Annotated in this window: 8 protein-coding genes and 1 pseudogene; all 9 read left to right on the top strand. The window is 50.8% G+C overall.

The window, feature by feature from the left end; all coding sequences use genetic code 11:
- The first annotated feature begins 29 nt into the window (after positions 1–29).
- The 9 genes and pseudogenes from ACYVF1_RS25700 to ACYVF1_RS25660 all read left to right on the top strand — a co-directional run bounded on the left by ACYVF1_RS25700 (position 30) and on the right by ACYVF1_RS25660 (position 17,707).
- Positions 30–1,940, top strand: a complete 1,911-nt coding sequence (locus tag ACYVF1_RS25700; RefSeq protein ID WP_461084357.1) for a tetratricopeptide repeat-containing sensor histidine kinase — start codon at positions 30–32, stop codon at positions 1,938–1,940.
- Between the two features lie 82 nt (positions 1,941–2,022).
- Positions 2,023–2,649, top strand: a complete 627-nt coding sequence (locus ACYVF1_RS25695) for a response regulator (RefSeq protein ID WP_461084354.1) — start codon at positions 2,023–2,025, stop codon at positions 2,647–2,649.
- 107 nt (positions 2,650–2,756) lie between these two features.
- Positions 2,757–4,955 carry a S41 family peptidase gene (locus ACYVF1_RS25690; RefSeq protein ID WP_461084352.1) on the top strand — a complete coding sequence of 733 codons (2,199 nt, stop codon included), beginning with the start codon at positions 2,757–2,759 and terminating at the stop codon, positions 4,953–4,955.
- A 125-nt stretch (positions 4,956–5,080) separates the two neighbouring features.
- The gene (locus ACYVF1_RS25685; RefSeq protein ID WP_461084350.1) at positions 5,081–6,724 is read left to right on the top strand and encodes a tail fiber domain-containing protein; all 1,644 of its coding nucleotides are present in this window, start codon (positions 5,081–5,083) and stop codon (positions 6,722–6,724) included.
- 39 nt (positions 6,725–6,763) lie between these two features.
- A complete protein-coding gene (locus ACYVF1_RS25680) occupies positions 6,764–9,433 on the top strand; it encodes a beta strand repeat-containing protein (protein WP_461084348.1) in 2,670 nt (889 codons plus the stop codon).
- A 112-nt stretch (positions 9,434–9,545) separates the two neighbouring features.
- A complete protein-coding gene (locus tag ACYVF1_RS25675) occupies positions 9,546–10,427 on the top strand; it encodes a hypothetical protein (protein ID WP_461084346.1) in 882 nt (293 codons plus the stop codon).
- A 12-nt stretch (positions 10,428–10,439) separates the two neighbouring features.
- A pseudogene (locus ACYVF1_RS25670) lies at positions 10,440–11,165 on the top strand (S8 family serine peptidase); the annotation flags it as partial.
- Between the two features lie 478 nt (positions 11,166–11,643).
- Positions 11,644–13,338, top strand: a complete 1,695-nt coding sequence (locus tag ACYVF1_RS25665) for a hypothetical protein (protein ID WP_461084344.1) — start codon at positions 11,644–11,646, stop codon at positions 13,336–13,338.
- Positions 13,322–17,707, top strand: coding sequence for a hypothetical protein (locus ACYVF1_RS25660; RefSeq protein WP_461084342.1), 4,386 nt, complete (start codon positions 13,322–13,324; stop codon positions 17,705–17,707). The genes ACYVF1_RS25665 and ACYVF1_RS25660 overlap by 17 nt, the downstream gene beginning before the upstream one ends.
- The last annotated feature ends 20 nt before the right edge of the window (positions 17,708–17,727 follow it).

The raw sequence follows: 17,727 nt of genomic DNA, 5'->3' as shown, positions 1-17,727 counted from the left end.
AGAAATACATTATGAAACCCCATCACCTCTTGTTCTCAATCCTTACCTGTTTATGGTTATCAGGCAACTTCCCCACGGCCGCACAAATTCCTAATTCGCTGGACTCACTGGATGTTTTTCTGAAAAACTATACAGCCCGCGACTCGGTTTATGCCCGTGCTCTCAACCGTACGACTCGTAAACTAATCTACGAAAAAGCAGCTTACGAGCGAGCCGATTCATTGAGTCAGCGTTCGGAGGTATTGTGTCGACAGATTGGCTGGTGGACGGGCGTCATTGCCGTATATAATATCCGGGCTACACGCTATTTGTTGACAAACCAGCCTGCCAACGCACTCACCAATTTCCGGAAGGCGGTTGAAACGGCTCAAACGCATAACGCTCCTAAGCAGGAAATTTTTGACCTGATGGCGAATGTATCGGTGGCCTACGGGAAACTGGAGCAGTGGCCGAAGGTGATGGAAAACTCGCTTAAAGCCATTCGATTTCAGGAGCAATATGGGCTTATTCCTCGGGCAAATGCCTGGGCAAATGTAGGCGATGCACTAAAAAAGATGGGAAAACAGCGGGAGGCTCTCCCGTATTTCCAGCGGGCACTGGCAATCGAAAAAGAGAGTGGCAATCCTAGAAATGAAGCCATTGCTGAAAATGAGCTGGGAAATAGTTACGAAGGTCTGGGTAAACTGGCTATTGCCCTCAGCCACTATCGAATCGCGCTGAAACTGGCTGAAAAAGTTGACTTTGAGCTGTTACAGACAGATATTCTAACCAATATTGCTCGGGTACTTGATCAGTCGAAACACCCGGCCGATGGCCTGCCCCTCGCCCAGAAAGCCCTTCGTATTGCCCGGCAGCAGGAGAATAGAGAAGCCATGTATACAGCTTATATTGTCATCGGGCAACTTTACGAATCGCTTAAAGAAAACGCCAAAGCCGAGGCTGCCTACAAGGAGGCACTAGCCAATGCAGAAAGCACCAGTCAACGGGCCAACGCACAGGATGCTCGTCAGGCCCTCACAGAATTTTACGCTAAACAGCAGAACTACCAGCAGGCATACGCGTTTCAGGTGGAGAAGAACCGACTGGTCGATTCGGCTGCGAATGTCCGTGCCGAAGTCGCTGTTCATCGGCTACTGACTCAGTACCAAACTGAGAAGAAAGAAGCCCAGATTAAAGTCCTCCGCCAACAGGCTCAACTGCACGATAAAGAAGCCGAACGGATACGCTTGCAGAACAACGCCCTTAGTATTGGAAGTTTACTGGTTTTGTTATTGGCCGGAACCGCTTCCGCCTGGTTATTGAACCGAGCTAAACTCCGTCGACTGGAAGAGGCACAACGTTTACGACAACAGATCGCCCACGACCTCCACGATGAAGTGGGCAGTACGTTGTCGAGCATCTCGTTATTGAGTGGCATGGTGAAAAACCTAATCGCCCAGAATCGCCCGGAACGTATTGAACAGGCCATTCACAAAATCAATACCGACGCCCGCCAAATACTCGAATCCGTCGATGAAATCATCTGGACCATCAATCCCGGCAATGATACGTTGCATCGCATCGCGCTCCGTTTGCAGGAGTACGCCCAGCCTTTGATGGAATCTAAAAACATTCATTTTGACTTTGCCGTCGATGCTACGTTGGATGGGTTTCCGGTGTCGATGGAAGTACGTCGGAATCTGTATCTGATTGGTAAGGAAGCCATCAATAATCTGGTGAAGTACTCCCAGGCAACGAAGGCCACGCTACGTTTCGAGCAACAGAATGGCCAGCTTAAAGTCTTGATTGAAGACGACGGGCAAGGGTTTGACGTAGCACGGCCGACCACGCGAACCGGACGGGCCAGTATGCAGCAACGCGCTACCGACATGGGCGGTACGTTGGCTATCCAGTCGGCACCGGGGCAGGGAACCAGTTTGCAATTGGTTGTTGGCTTGTAAGGGTCATACGTTTATCCGATTTACTGACGTCAATAGCTATCTTATTTTTGTCAGACTATAGCGTGTAGATTTCCACATTCTTATGATTCGAGTTTCTATTTTTGATGATAACGATTCCCTGCGCGAAACGCTGGGACTGATTTTTGAAGCAACAGACGATCTGCTCACCGTTGGAAAGTACGCCGATGCCCTGCACGTAGTGGAATATGTCCGGCAGGACCAACCCGACGTAATTCTGATGGACATCGACATGCCCGGCCGGACGGGGATTGAAGCAGTAAAGCTCATTCGGCAGCAGACCGACAAGCCTAAAATTCTGATGCTGACCGTCTTTGAGGACGTAGAGCGCATTTTTGCGGCTATCTCGGCTGGAGCGGTGGGCTATCTGCTCAAAAAAACACCCGCCGACAAAATCATGGACGCTATCCGGGAGGTAAAATCGGGTGGAGCCGCTATGACGCCTTCCATTGCGCTGAAAGTGCTGGAAGCCTTCCATCAGCCCAAACCCAACGATTTTCTGCTGACTGATAAAGAAAAGGAAGTACTGCAACGGTTGGTCGAGGGCGACAGTTATAAACTCATTGCGCATCACTGCGGCATCAGCATGGGCACGGTGCGAACGCACATCGTAAATATTTACGAAAAACTGCACGTCAACTCAAAGTCTGAGGCCGTAGCTAAAGCCTTGAAAACGGGGCTATTTAAGTAAGGCTCCGACAGGCTCCGGCTGTCGGTTGTAGCAACAGAGTTAGTCGCTAACGCGACTCCGACAGCCGGAGCCTGTCGGGGCCTCAATTTTCACTTTGCTCGATATCAATGTTGCAGAACATTACGTTTGCCAAGTTCGCCTTTGCCGTACTACGTAGCTTAGTTGTCATACTATTATTTTCTGCTGCGCTTTCCGCCCAAACCACACCTTACACGCCCGCTCAAATCGAGCGAGTGGCCAAGCTTTCGGAGTTATACGGCCACATCAAGTTTTTTCATCCCTACCTCGGCTATAAACCCATCAATTGGGATTCAGCATTTGCGGTAGCGGCTCCGCTGGTTGCGCAAGCCAAAACCGACGCAGAAACCGTGACTGCCATCCGCCAGATGCTGGCTGTGCTGAACGATGAGGCAACCACAGTGTCACTAAAAACCAAACCCGTGAGTCAGCCGACAATGGGCGATACGGTACAGGTACTGTTCGATGCCGACAGTACGTTGGTATTGAAAATGAACGGCTACGGGGGCGTGGCCGACGTAGAACCGTTCATTGATAAGTTGGGCTATTTCGCCAGTCAGTTACCAAAAGCCCGGTCGCTCCGGCTTGATCTACGTAGTGCCCGACCCCTTAGCGAAATGGAGCTGGAGGGGTTCGGCTTTGTACTGGATTACGTAGGACTGGCTCGTGTGCTGTCGACTGAACCGTACACAACGCCCGGTATGCGCCGACGGAACCACAGCGGTTTTGCTACCGAAGGAGGAGGAACGAATGGCTACTGGTCGGGATTTTATCTACAGAGCGGCCAGTCCATTCAGCCCCGGCCATCGGCCAAAAATCGTCCAATTACGTTGCTGGTCAATAAAAACGCAGCGCTGCCTCCGGCTCTGTATGCCTTGAAAAATCGCCCACACGTTACGTTCCGAAGCGATGATACGTTGACCGATGGTCAGTTGGCCAGCACCGTTACGTTCCCATTCAGCAATAGTATTCAGGTGAAGTTCCGAACGGGCGAACTGGTCAACTCCGACGGAACGCTGGGTGTGAAAAACGTACCTGCTACGTTGCCAGTGGCCCCTCCGCCAACCAAATATGCTGCCGATAAATATCCGACGCTTGGTTACCGACTGCTGGCCGGTGCGAAAATCTGGTCGGTTATTAACTACTTTTTTGCCTATAAAGAACTAATGCCAACCGACTGGAAGGCGAATTTGCGCACGGCAGTCGGGCAATTGGCGGCTGCGTCAGACTCGACGACTTATGCAATTGCGGTAGCTAGGTTTTACCGGAATATTCAGGACAGTCATGGCTTTATTAACGCATCGCCACTACGTTACTATGCCGGTGCGGGCAGTAGCCTGATCGACATTCGATTCATTGAAAATAAGCCCGTTATCACCAAAGTCTGGGCGGATTCGGTACGTGCCAAAGGCATTCAGGCGGGGGACGTGCTGACGGAAGTAAATGGCGAAAAGATTGGGGAACGTATCGCCCGTATGTCCGCCATTCAGCCCGCGTCGAACGAGTGGGTTCGCCAGCGCGACCTTTCCTGGCGGCTTATTCGTGGGCCTGTTGGAAAGCCCATTCAACTGAAATTAATCGGTGCTGATGGTCGTGAAAAAAACGTAACGATCATGGCGCAATCGTCCAGCGAATTACGTACCCCGAATGATACGTCGGCAGTATACAAATTGTTACCGGGTAACATCGGTTACGCGCACATGGGCCGGCTACAGACCAAGGACGTAGCGGGGATGTTCGAGAAGTTCAAAAATACAAAAGCGATCATCTTCGACATGCGGAACTACCCACAGGGAACGGCTTGGACAATAGCGCCTTACCTGACTAACAAGCCTAACGTAGTGGCCGCACAGTTCTTCCGTTACGCGCCTAATGCCCCCGATATTCTTGTCGGTGATTCTGAGAATGCGACACAGAAATATTTCTTCAGTCAGCAAATTCCACCTAACACGGGCCAGCCGGTTTACAAAGGCAAAACGGTGATGCTCATCGACGAACGTACCCAGAGTCAGGCCGAACATTCGGGGTTGTTTTTTGAAGCGGCCAACGGCACGGAGTTCATCGGTAGCCCGACTGCCGGTGCCAACGGCGACGTAACGAGTTTTCAGATTCCAGGGGATATCGGCTTGACATTCAGTGGGCACGATGTACGTCATGCCGATGGGCGACAGTTGCAGCAGGTAGGTTTGCAGCCTAAAATTCTGGTGCGTCCGACGATTAAAGGTATACGATCTGGTAAAGATGAAGTACTTGATCGGGCGCTTCTTTACCTCAATACCGGTAAATAAAGAAGTTTAATTAAGAATTAACGTATGAGGCATTTTTGCTGCGTATAGTTACTGTTTCGGTGACAGAACAAAGCCACGAGATTAACGCCTGACTACCAATCATAAACAAAAAAGCTTTTCTATCGATGCAAATACAACTACAACGTTTCCTGACTTTTGGATTGCTGGTCGTCCTGTCAATTTCTGTACGGGCTCAGATGGGTTTTAACTCGCCGACGGGTGTGCCGCCCAAACAGGATATTGACATGTACAGCCGAAATAAATTTCAGGTACAGACCAGATACCGGGTTACAACTGATCCTGTTTCGGGTACGTACACAATGGACTGTTCAAACTCAGCAATTGAAACAACGACCGGCGTATTGCTCGATCCGGGCGGTACTGGAAACTACGCGCCTAATCTGAATTGTACAGTTTCTTTATATGATGATGCCAATGTTACGGCGGGTTACGAACTGACCTTCGAGCTGCTGGATACCGAAGCCAATGGCGATTCGGTTATCATTGAGGATCAATATGGGGGACGGGCGGCCTACTCAGGTAACGTACAGCCTGCTTCGGCGCTGGTAGTACCGGGTTATGGAGTCTTGGTTAGGTTCAAGTCCGACAATGATGCCAATGTAGGCGCCGGATTTAGGCTACGTTGGCGTCGTTTATATCAGTTAGACACGAGAAATTATGACCCAGTTGGTTCGGGGCTGGTCTATGATATTACCAAAGCATCGCTGGTCAGTGGTTTTCACGGTTTCTCTACAATTCCTCAGGCTGGCTACGGGAGCTTTATCGCCGGGAATCAGAATAGTGGTACGGGCACTGGTGCCATTGCTTTAGGAGCGCTCCAATCGGCTACTGGAGATTATTCGTTTGCTGCAGGGTACAACAACGTAGCAGCCCAGGAAGGTTCTATTGCTATGGGGACATATAATCGATCAAGTGGTGGGTATAGCACAGCTATGGGTGGGCGTAATATTACCAGTGGAGGGTACGCCGTGACGATGGGGTATTCAAATACTGCAACTGGAACAGGCGCGGTGGTGATCGGAAGCAACAGTACGGCTGGTGGTAATAACTCGATTGCACTGAGTTACAACAATATTGCCAGTGGTAATAACTCGGTTGCTATGGGTTTCTTTACTATAGCTAGTGGTAACAATTCGGTTGCGCTGGGAAGTTCGGCATCAACCAATGGCTACTCCGGTTCGTTTGCTTTAGGTGATAACAGCACCCTTACCAAAGTGACCAGTTCAGGGGTTAACCAATATACCGCCCGATTTATCGGGGGATACCGATTATTCACGAATACAGTGGCTAGTATTGGTGTACAAGTGCCCGCTGGTGGTAACGCCTGGTCGTCCATCTCCGACTCAACGAAAAAAGAACGATTTCTGCCCGTTAATCACACTGACTTGCTGGCGAATATCCGCACGCTACGTCTGGGTACCTGGAACTACAAAGGCCAACGTAGCGAACGGCATTATGGCCCGATGGCGCAGGATTTCTTTGCCCGGTTTGGTCATGATGCGTTAGGCACGATCGGTTGTGATACGTTGCTCAACAGCCACGATTTCACGGCTGTTACGTTGAGTGGCGTGCAGGCGTTGGCGCTGGAAAATGAACAATTGAAATCCCAGATTGCCGAGTTAAAACAGCAGGCCGAACGCGAACGGAAACAAACCGCCACCCGGCTGGAAGCTCTCGAACGGGCCCTGCTGGTTCGCCCTTCGCATACCGTTACTCATGCCAACCGACGCCGGAAAAACCGATTGTAAATCAACGTTTCTATTACCTCTTCCTTCTAGTACTACTCAATGAATACACATTTTCGTTTTCTGACTGGTGGTCTACTGGCCTTTCTGGTTGGGTCGGTTGACGCGCAAACGCCCTGTTTTGCGCCACAAAGCCTGCCACCTACTTCGCTGACCATTGCTGGCTTATCAGCCAATGGTCCTGTTTACGTATCAGCCGGCGACCTCAACGGTGATAATAAAGCCGACCTCGTTGTGAGTAAAGGTAACTCAACGTTAGCTATTTTGCTGGGCAATGGTGCGGGCGGTTTCGGGGCTCCGACCAACGTAACGACCCTTCACAGCAGCCAGTTCAGCGCCTTAGCCGACCTCAACGGAGATAGCCGACTCGACATCGTTTCCATCGATTTCAGCACCCATACCGCTAACGTATTGCTGGGCAACGGCTCGGGTGGTTTTGGCGCTGCTACGTCGGTGACGCTGAACGGGTCCAGCGCATCGGCGGCTCTTGGCGACGTAACGGGCGACGGTCGGGTAGACATTGTAACAGCCAATTCCGATGCACAGGGGATTAGTGTTTCGGCTGGTAATGGCACCGGTGGGTTTGGTGCGCCTGTCACAACGACTTTCAACGTACCTGCTCCCCTAATTGGGCTGGGTAAAATTGACAACAATACGTCAATGGACGTAGTGATTTCCAGTAGCAGCAGCAACTACGTGTTACGTGGTCTGAACAACGGTACAGGTACGTTCACGTTTACGGGTGGCGCGTACACAGTGGGCGACGGCCCAGTTAATCCCGTTCTTGCTGATGTAAACGGCGACAACTTCAATGACCTGTTAAGCGCCAATACAAACTCGGCTAACCTGACCGTGCGGCTCAATAATGGCTCGGGCGGTTTTAATACGGGAACGAATTATGAGGTTAATAACAATCCCTACTTTTTGACGGTGGTCGACATTAACGGCGATACGTATCCCGACGCTGTCATGGCCATGCGCGACGCCGGAAACGTAACGGTCAAACTGGGTAACAGTATAGGTGGTTTTAGCGAGTCGCAGATTTACGCTACTACTCAGGGTGGTTCGGCCCCGCCGATGGTTGCTACGCCTGATCTGACGGGTGACGGCAAGTTTGATCTGGTGACGCCTAATGGTAATGGGGTGAACCTGGGCGTGTTGCTAAATAATGGGTACGGTAGTTTTCTCAGCTATAACACGGTAAACTCGGTCAACGGTATCGCAGTCGGCGATCTCAACGGCGACCGGCGGCCTGACATTGCCATAACGTCATTATACAACGTTCGCCTGTTGCTGGCGAATGCGAACAATACCTACGCGCCAGCCATTGAGCTGCCCCTTTCGGCTAATCTGTCTGATATCGGTATTATGGATGTAAACGGGGATGGAAATAATGATTTGTTGGTCGTCAAAAATAATGGCACCACGACGAACGGCGAATTGCTGACGATGCTGGGCGCCGGAAATGGTACGTTTGCCAATCCTACCAGCGTGGCCGTTGGCCGTGATCCAGCCAGATTGTTCATTGCTGACGTAAACCGTGATACCCGGCTCGACGTACTTGTACTGAACTCCAGTAATGCGTCAACGTCGGTGTTTCTGGGTACGGGATCGGGTCTGGGAACGCCCGCCACTCAGGGGAGTGGGAGTGGTACTGTCGATATGTTAGTCACCGACCTCAATAGAGATGGTGCCGTCGAATTGGTTACGTTGAGCCAATCTAACGGAGCGATTTATGAGTATTATGGCAATGGCGATGGTACGTTCGGAGGGTCGGTGACCCGTACCGTTGGGGCGTCTCCCGGCAGGATTGCGGCTGGTGATTTAAACAATGACGGACGAACCGATATGGTCGTTACGTTGCCCAATTCCGGCGAAATTCGCATTCTGCAAAACAACGGTAACGTAGGAAATTCACCATCCGGGGCAGCTATTATGGTGGGCACAAACCAGTTTGTGGGTGGAACTCCATACGGTGTAGAAATAGTGGATCTGAACGGGGATGGTCGACTTGATATAGCGGTGACACAAGCAGCCAACAATGCCGTAAAAATCCTGTATAACACAGGGACTATGAGTTTTACAAACACCCTTACGGTATCGACAGGCGTAAATCCGACTGTTCTGAAAGCAAGTCAACTGGCTGGCGACGCCCGCCCGGACCTGGTTGTTGGTAACGCAATTGATCGCACATTATCCATCATCAACAACTGTACTACGTTCCCGTCCGTGACTATCCTGCCAACGGCGCCACAAACCTACACGGCAGGTCAGCCCGTATCGTTTACGGCGGTAGCGAGTTTGTTTACGCCAACAAATTATTCCTGGAGCAGCCGCCCCGACTGGCCGTATACGTTTGCGAGTAATAGCACGGACCCTACCAAAAGTGAAACGGCTCCAGGCGTAATGCAACCCACTACGTATACTATTACCGTTACGGCCAGCAACAGTCTTGTTTCGGCAACCGGAACCAAGATTATAACGGTAGTGCCGACTTTCCTGCAAACCGTAAAAAACGGTACGTGGACAGATCCAACGGTTTGGTCGGGCGGCTACGTACCGCAGGGCTATGAAGTGGTACGTATCGGCCATGTGATCGATGTGCCTGTAAAGCCTGGCCAAGGTCCGAACTATACGCTTAAAGTAATTTACACAGCAGGCGGTAATCTACGGTTCATGAATGGAGCACGGCTCTATTTTGGTCCAGATTGATGCTCAAAGGAAGGCTCTGACAGGCTGCGGCTGTAGATACAGAGTTAGTCGCTGGCGCGACTTCCGCAGCCGGAGCCTGTGAAGGCCTTCCCATTTTCACACTAAATTATTCATGAAATCCACCCTGCTTCCCTTATCAATCTGTTGGCTGGTTAGTATGTCTACGCAGGCCCAAACTTTACCACCCGCGCAATGGCATCATCTCGATCCCGCAACCGACAAAAGCATCGGTATCAGTACTGAACGGGCGTACGAATTACTGAAAACACTACCGACGCCATCAACTCCCCGTAAACCAGTTATCGTGGCCGTGATTGATGGGGGCGTGGACAGTAATCATGAAGACCTGAAATCAGTGATCTGGTCGAATGCGAAGGAAGTGGCGGGAAACGGTAAAGATGATGACCGCAACGGTTATGTTGATGACGTACACGGATGGAATTTTCTGGGTAAAAAAGACGGACATACTGTGGCGCAGCTTCAGAAAGAAGAAACCCGGCTTTATGCCCGACTGAAGCCGTTGTATGAAGGAAAATCCAGAACAGCGTTGCCGCCAGCTCAACAGGCCGAGTTTGATTTATATCAGATTGTGAAGCCGTATTACACGAAGAAACGAGCCGAAATCGAGAAGGATTTCGCCAAAGACTCTCAATTACTGGAAGAAGATAAAGGCCGCATTGACCAACTAAAAAAAGCGTTTGGGACTAACCGGGTCGATACGGCTATGCTGGCGAAACCTTCGTTTGCGGATACAACCCTGCTACGTTATGCCAAAGGTTATTACCAGGATTTAAAGCGGAATAATGGTGTTGATCTGGATGGTACGCTGGCCTATTACACGTCGTTTAACGACAAGTTGAAAGATCGGCTTTCCTATGCCTACAATCCTGATTATAACCCAGGCACGGTTCGGGGCGATAATCCGACAAACCTGACTGAGCGTATCTATGGTAACGCCGATGCCATTGGCGATTATACCGAACGTGGGACGTGACACGGCACGCACGTAGCAGGCATTGTTGCCGCCGATCGTACGAATCGTCTGGGCGTTAAAGGTGTAGCGGATAATGTGAAAATTATGAGTATAGTGGCCATTCCTGATGGCGATGAATACGATAAGGACGTAGCAAATGCCATTCGTTACGCCGTCGATAATGGGGCAAGCGTGGTTTCTATGAGCTTTGGAAAATACTTCTCGCCTGAGAAAAGATTGGTGGATGAAGCCATGCGATACGCCAATCAGAAAGGGGTGTTGCTCGTACACGCAGCCGGAAACGACCACGTTGATCTCGACTCAGCCGCACAATATCCGTCGAACACGTATCTGAATGGGCAGATCATCCCGAACTTAATAACGGTAGGTGCCAGCAGTCGCGATAACGACAGTACGTTGGTGGCGTCATTTTCTAATTTCGGTCAACGTAACGTAGACGTATTTGCGCCGGGAGTGATGATTATGTCAACCACGCCCAAGGGAAATTACGGGCCGGGAAGCGGTACCAGCATGGCTACACCCGTAGTGGCCGGTATGGCGGCATTGCTGAAAACGTACTTCCCCAACCTCAGTCCCGCCGACCTGAAACGTATCATTCTGCAATCGGCGGCAACGTACCATACGCAGGTGCTTAAGCCCGGAACAAAGCGAAAAGTAGATTTCGCTACGTTGTCGAAAACCGGTGCGATTGTGAATCTGTATGAAGCGGTGAAATTGGCGATGACGGTCAAAAAATAGCTGATTCGACTGCGAAAGAAAATTTTGTAAATCATTTCAGTTAACAGAATCGTCGCGTAGCGACCTAATGCTTGTAGAAATTTAGGGTAGTCAGGTAGAGTCCCGTCGCGTAGCGACCAAACTACGTTAATAATTTGTTTGGTCACTACGTGACGGAGTTAAGCCGAGGACATCATTATCTACAAACGTTGGGTCGCTACGCGACGATTCGTTAACTCAGACAGTACGTAATTGATAGTAAGTTTTGCGGCTGATTTAACTGTATTATAGGTCGGATAACCGTAGATGAGTACGTAGTTATACGCAATCTGATTCACAGTCGTTTTTTGTTTGTGAGTGTATAAGTTATTGTCTATAAGTGAGTTGTGTTTGGGTTGGGTTGCTACGTAGTTTCCTCCTCATACATTTATCCGATTGATTGCCCTTAGAGGGCTAGGTAGTTTTGACACAAGTTTTTAGCATTAAAACGGTGTCAGAAATGCGCTCATTTTTACAACTTCTCCTTTTTGGATTTTGGGTGAGTTCTCCCACCTGGGCTCAGACGGATGCTGCTCCCGGCAAATCGTCGCCCGTGAAGCTGTCGGGTGGGTTGAATGCGTATGCGGGCTTTTATTCCGCCAGTGGCATTCAGTTACGTAACCAGCCTTCGCCATTTGGTTTGAGCGGTTCGGTGACGGTATCGCTACCCAGTGGAATCGCCATTCCATTCTCGGCGGTGCTGGGTAATCAGGGCAGTAGTTTTCGGCAGCCGTTCAACCAGTTTGGCATATCGCCTACCTATAAATGGGCCACCGTTCACGCGGGTTATCGCAACGTATCATTCTCACCGTTCACGCTGGCGGGGCATACGTTTCTGGGTGGTGGTGTTGAGTTAAATCCCGGTAAATTGCGGCTGGGTGCGGTTTACGGCCGGTTCAATAAAGCCATCTCGACTAACATCGCAGAACCCGACATTATTCCGGCTTACCAACGTACCGGTTATGCGGTGAAAGTGGGTTACGGCAAACCCGGCAACTACGTAGACCTGATCATGCTACGTGCCAAAGACGATTCGGCGTCCATCGCTTCCGTTCCGCAATCGGCCACACAAACCGTATCGCCCGCCGAAAATCTGGTGGTTGGCCTTACTTCTCGTTTACTGATTTTACAGTATATCACCGTTGAACTGGACGAAGCCGTCAGCGCCTACACGCGTGATGTGCGGGCCACGATGGTTTCGACCGAAGGCAGCAATCCGGTAGCGCGACTTTTTGGTCGGTTGTTTACCCCACGTTTGTCTACTCAGCTCACGCAGGCAACGCAGGCTGCAGTTGGCTACAAAGGCAGGAATGCGGGTATCAAACTTCAGTACAAACGTATCGATCCCAATTTTCAGACGATGGGTGCGTACTATTTCCAGAGCGACATCGAAAGCTACGCCATCGCGCCAAACGTTACGTTGCTGGAAGGAAAATTGCGATTGTCAGGCAGTTATGGTGTTCAGTACGATAATCTGGCGAACAATAAAAGTGCCCGCACCGGTCGGCAGATTGGCTCATTGGTGGCATCGTACAATCCCGAAACCAAGTTCGGAATCGACCTGCAACTATCCAATTACGGCATCAGCCAGCAGGCGGGACTGCGACCAATTATCGATACGTTGAAACTGGCGCAGAATAACCTGTCTGCTACGGTCAATGGGCGCTACACACTTCAGAAAGAGGACGTAATACAGGTGTTCAACCTGACCACTACGTATCAGAAACTCAGCGACCTGAATGCGAATACGGCCAATCAGACCGAGAACAACAACATCAACCTGAATCTGGGCTATTTCTACCAGCAAACTACTACCGGTTGGGGCATCAACGGAATGCTGTCGTACACCCAAACCCAGTTGCCGATTGTGTTTGGCGACACCAATCGGACGGTACGTTTCTTCGGCCCCACGCTCGGCGCAACTCAATCTTTTCTGGACAAGAAACTGACTACGTCGGCCAACGCCAGCTACCTCATCAATCAGCAATCCGGCATCACGGGCAACGTATTGACCGTGTCGGCCAACGCAGGTTACCAGGTGGCTAAACAGCAGACAATCAACGTATCACTCAACTACCTGAATTCAAACACAGGTATTCAGACGGAGAAATTCAACGAACTAAGAGGCAACCTCGGCTATGGCATCTCGTTCTAACACACTCATTTTATGCACACTATGCTTTATGCTGCTCTGCATGAGCAGTTGGGCGCAAACGTTCCCGCTACAGATTCAGGTGAACGTAATGCCGCCCTATAGCGCCTATTTGCAGGACTATCCTGGCACGGGGCAACAGGTGCGGGTGTTCATCATCAACACCAGCCGCACTACGTATCAAATCCGGCTGTCGGGCCAGTTGACCGGCGACAACGGTATTGAGATCAAAACCTCGCCCAATTACCGGCCCCCGCGCCCCCTGGCCGTTCCGCCTGGCCAGACGTTACTTACCCGCAACGATCTTGAAGGGCTGTTCGATTTAAACCAGATCGACGTAACGGGCATCGACAAAAACCTGCTCGCTCGTGGACTACCCCTGCCCGATGGTACGTATCAGCTATGCGTACGGGCTTTCAATGAAACGGCCACCAATACGGCTGCGGTTGCGTTCGGTCAGCCCTTGTCGGCAGAGTTTCCAATTGGTTGTTCCGCGCCCATCGTCGTCAGATCGGTCGAGCCGCCCATTCTGATTGCGCCCCTCTGTGATGCAGACGTAATGGCTACTACACCACAATCACTTGTGTTCACCTGGACACCTCCGGCGGGTGTTTCACCGGCATCTGTTGAATACGTGCTACGTGTCGTTGAACTGCCACAAGTTGACGTTGACCCAAATGTGTTTATTGATGCGGTGGCGCTCCCAAAATCGGGTGTGGAAGTGCGTAATCTACGTACCAGTACGTTCCTGTATAGCCCAACGCAGCCGCCTTTGGTTGTCGGTAAACGTTACGCCTGGCGCGTGCAGGCCATCGACCGGTCGCGAAAATTGGTTTTTCAGAACGATGGCAAGAGTCCAGTGTGCGCCTTTACGTATGGCATTGTTCCGAAAGAGCAGTTGAAACCTGGAATTGAACTGACGCAGACGCCGATCAAGATGGCGCCTGTTGCCATGGATTCAAGCACTACGTCGGTACCCGGTCAGAAAACGGCTATTGCTTCGATTATTGAGCCACCCAAAGTTGTTAAACCTGCTACGCCAAAGACTGGTCTGGGCGAACTAGTTTTTGCCGGCCAAACCATTACTATCCAGAAAGTAACCAACCCCGATCAGGACCATTTTTCGGGCCGTGGAACGCTGACTATTACGTCGCCGGTGAGCCTGAGTACCGACGTTGATTTTACAAATCTGGTCATTCGGCCGACAAGCGTTGATAAGGCGGACAAGAAAGGGAAAAGCAGTTTTGAGAGCTACGTTGTCGTTAAAGGAAAGCTCGAAAGTAATCTTAAAGGCGTGCGGCAAATGGGACGGGATGCGAAATTTAAAACCCATCCTCACACGGGTGGAACGGCCTCTGCTACGTTCGAATCCATCCGGCTTGTTGCCGATCATACTGCTGCGTTAGATCAGAAACTCAATACGTATTCGCTCAATAAGGGCGGTAGTGAAGAAGCGTCAATCAAAACCGGCTTTGTCTGGAACAGCCCGATTACCCTAACGTCAGTTGGTGCCATTAATCCGGGTTCGGGGAATAAAGGGCCGTTGTCGGTTGGGTCGCTCAATACGTATGATGGCAACGTAACAGTGGAAGTTCCCGGCGAGTGGCGCCCTATCGCATCGGCTGGTCAGGCATCGTCGGAAACCCTGAAAATTCCGTTTGGAAAATCCTTCAGTGGGTCAATGAGCGACCTGCCCAACTTTCGGCTTGAGATTAAAGAAGATTCTTATTTAGAGATTCAGAACAACGTTTTGAAAGCCCACCTGAACGGGTCGTTGAAAGTGACAGGGAAAAAGAAAAACGAACCCGATCTGTTGATTCCTTTTCAGAACAGCGATGGCATTACGTTCACAGAACAGATTGAAGACCCACAAATTGTACTGGGAACGGTTGACGATTATGCGCGATTGTTTCTGAGTTTTCAGAGCGTGAACGTTCAATTGGGCGATCTGTTTGAAGCCGACGACCTGCCGTATCCGAAGTGGGTGAAAGGTATCTCGTGCACCAATGTGGATCTGTGGGCCGGTAAGATGGTCTACATGCAGGATGAATACCATCCGACTTCGCAGGACCATCTGGACTGGATGACCATTCCACTGAACCCGATTGTGAACCGGGGTAAAGGCTACGAATCGACAATAGGCGGGCGCGATGATCTGAATATTCAATCACCGTACCTGGGTTATAAAGGCAAGATTACCCATGCTGTTGCCTTCATCAAGAACACCGAACTGACAATGGGTTTCGTAGCGGGCGAGGTATACATCCCATTCGTGGGTGCGGTTGGCGATTTGCAGATTAGTCTCGAGAAATGGGGTCTGGGCGACGCAGATGTGTTTTTCTCCAAACCTTCTGAACGGACTTTGCTGCAAACGCCCGAAGGCGATCAGGTAACGCTGAAAGTAACGGGCGGTCGTTTCGAAGACAGCTTTTTCCACCCCGATATGTGGATTTCGGCTTACAATCCGACCAACTCCACACGCGGCATCGACGCCCGCGACATTCACATGGACGGCGTTGATATAATGATTACGCCCAAGGGAGAGCTCGTCAGCAATTACGTTGGAAAGAACGCCGAAGCTTATTACGGTGGTAGCAGCCAGAAAACCGCTTACCTCAACGGCCTCGACTACCAACTGGCGCGGGTCGTTTTTGCCGACGAACCGGGCGGGAAAAACGCGCGGCTGTCGTTTGTTGGGAAGCTGGTGCTGGGCGATAAAATCGTCACAAAATCACAGGATGAGTACGATATCGTTTTCGCCAAACCCGGCAAAGATACCTTTGAGTTCGACGGTACGATTCCTTACAAACCTATCAACGGTGGGCCTAAGTTGCCGGCGGGTTCGGGCTTTGGCGGTGGCAAAAAAGGCAGCGGGCCTTATAACGACCCCAACGACGAACGCTACGCAGCCGAATTTGCTCCAGCCAGTCTGGGCTACTTCCTCGAACGCTCGGCCCCGGCTTCGGCTATAATTCCTACTGCCAACAAGACATACGGCGGTAGCTACCAGACCAGCACAGGATCGTTTATTAATGCTCAGTTTACGCTCTTCAACGACGATGCTACGTATGGTAACGGTTTCCTGGCCATTAGCGGAATGAATCTGAAAAGTCCGTCGGCGATTACTGTAGAAAGTACAATCCGGGCCGGAAAAATGCAGGGTGTAACGTATTGGTTTGCCCGATTTAAGTATGAGAGTAAAGATAACCCCGGAATTCCGCTGTTTCTGAACCTGGAGGGCTACGGCTTCGAAGGTCGGCTCTACAGCCACATGAAGCACGTCGGTAACGACATAGATATTAACGACGGCAATTACGTTCCCGACGCCAACACCAGCTTTGGTCTGTTTGCAGCCATGCCCATCCAGTCGGTAGCTGATAAGGGCAGATTTCTATGGGGGAAAACAGCCACAGAAATCACGTTCAACGGTTTTGTTCCTGCCCAAACCATCATACGTGGTGACGTTAATATTGAGCAGCTAAACGGTACGGGCGATGAGGAGACATCGCGTATACAGGGTTACGCTACGGTTAAATTTGATCTAGCTAGTAAGACAATGCTGGGTACCGTCAACATAACTAAAGGCAATCTGGTAGCCGCCTGCGTTACGGGCGAAGCAACGCTGTATTTAAGTCCCAAAGGTTTTTGGGCGTCGGCAGGTAGCCCTGGCAAACCCATTGAAGTAAAAGCCATGTGTGGTGCATGGGGTGATCTGACACCTAAAGCCTACGGTTACGTACTGGTGCATGCCCTTACCGAAAAAATTCCTACAATGAGCTGGGTGCCAGTAGGTGTTGGTTTAAAAATGCATCTCTCCGCCAAACTGTTCGACCTGAAAACATCGGATTCGTTCGGGGCATGGGTTCACCTGAAGGCTGGCGCTAATTCGGACCTTCTAATGTCCCTTCGTCCCATCAAAATGCAGAGTACCATTAATGCTTCCCTCGACCTTTCGGCCGGTTATTCTGATTACAGTCTCGACCTGATTAGTGCCAGCAGCGATATTCAATTTTCCTTGCCTGACCCGTTCTGCGTTGCCTACAACCGACGCGTTTGTGTGCCTGTACTAGGTGGCTACAACTTCATCCTTGGGCTTAAAAACGCATCTCCAATCCTGAAAACTAATGGAGAAGTCAGTGATATGTGCTACGACGATGGCACCCTCGAAGGCGAGTGCAACGGTATACTGGGCTGGCTGTTGAAAGGGCTTGACGTGATCATTGGTGCATTGGGTCAGGTCTATGATTCGGCCATGACACTTCTGGTGGATATAGGAGGAGTGCTTACCGAGGCCGGTAAAGCGGCCTGGGACGCTGTCTCTGGCTTGGCAGAAGATGCCTGGGATGCCGCCACAGGCTGGATTCCCTGGTAGACAGACCCTTTAATACAAAA

This window comes from Spirosoma flavus (genome assembly GCF_054778555.1).
Note: the sequence above shows the minus strand (reverse complement) of the source record. Positions and strands in the feature narration are given on the sequence as shown.

Bases quoted from the DNA above. Each gene is read 5' to 3' on its own strand.
- ACYVF1_RS25660 (WP_461084342.1), top strand. From the start codon at position 13,322: ATGGCATCTCGTTCTAACACACTCATTTTATGCACACTATGCTTTATG.
- ACYVF1_RS25685 (WP_461084350.1), top strand. From the start codon at position 5,081: ATGCAAATACAACTACAACGTTTCCTGACTTTTGGATTGCTGGTCGTC.
- ACYVF1_RS25690 (WP_461084352.1), top strand. From the start codon at position 2,757: ATGTTGCAGAACATTACGTTTGCCAAGTTCGCCTTTGCCGTACTACGT.
- ACYVF1_RS25695 (WP_461084354.1), top strand. From the start codon at position 2,023: ATGATTCGAGTTTCTATTTTTGATGATAACGATTCCCTGCGCGAAACG.
- ACYVF1_RS25665 (WP_461084344.1), top strand. From the start codon at position 11,644: ATGCGCTCATTTTTACAACTTCTCCTTTTTGGATTTTGGGTGAGTTCT.
- ACYVF1_RS25680 (WP_461084348.1), top strand. From the start codon at position 6,764: ATGAATACACATTTTCGTTTTCTGACTGGTGGTCTACTGGCCTTTCTG.
- ACYVF1_RS25675 (WP_461084346.1), top strand. From the start codon at position 9,546: ATGAAATCCACCCTGCTTCCCTTATCAATCTGTTGGCTGGTTAGTATG.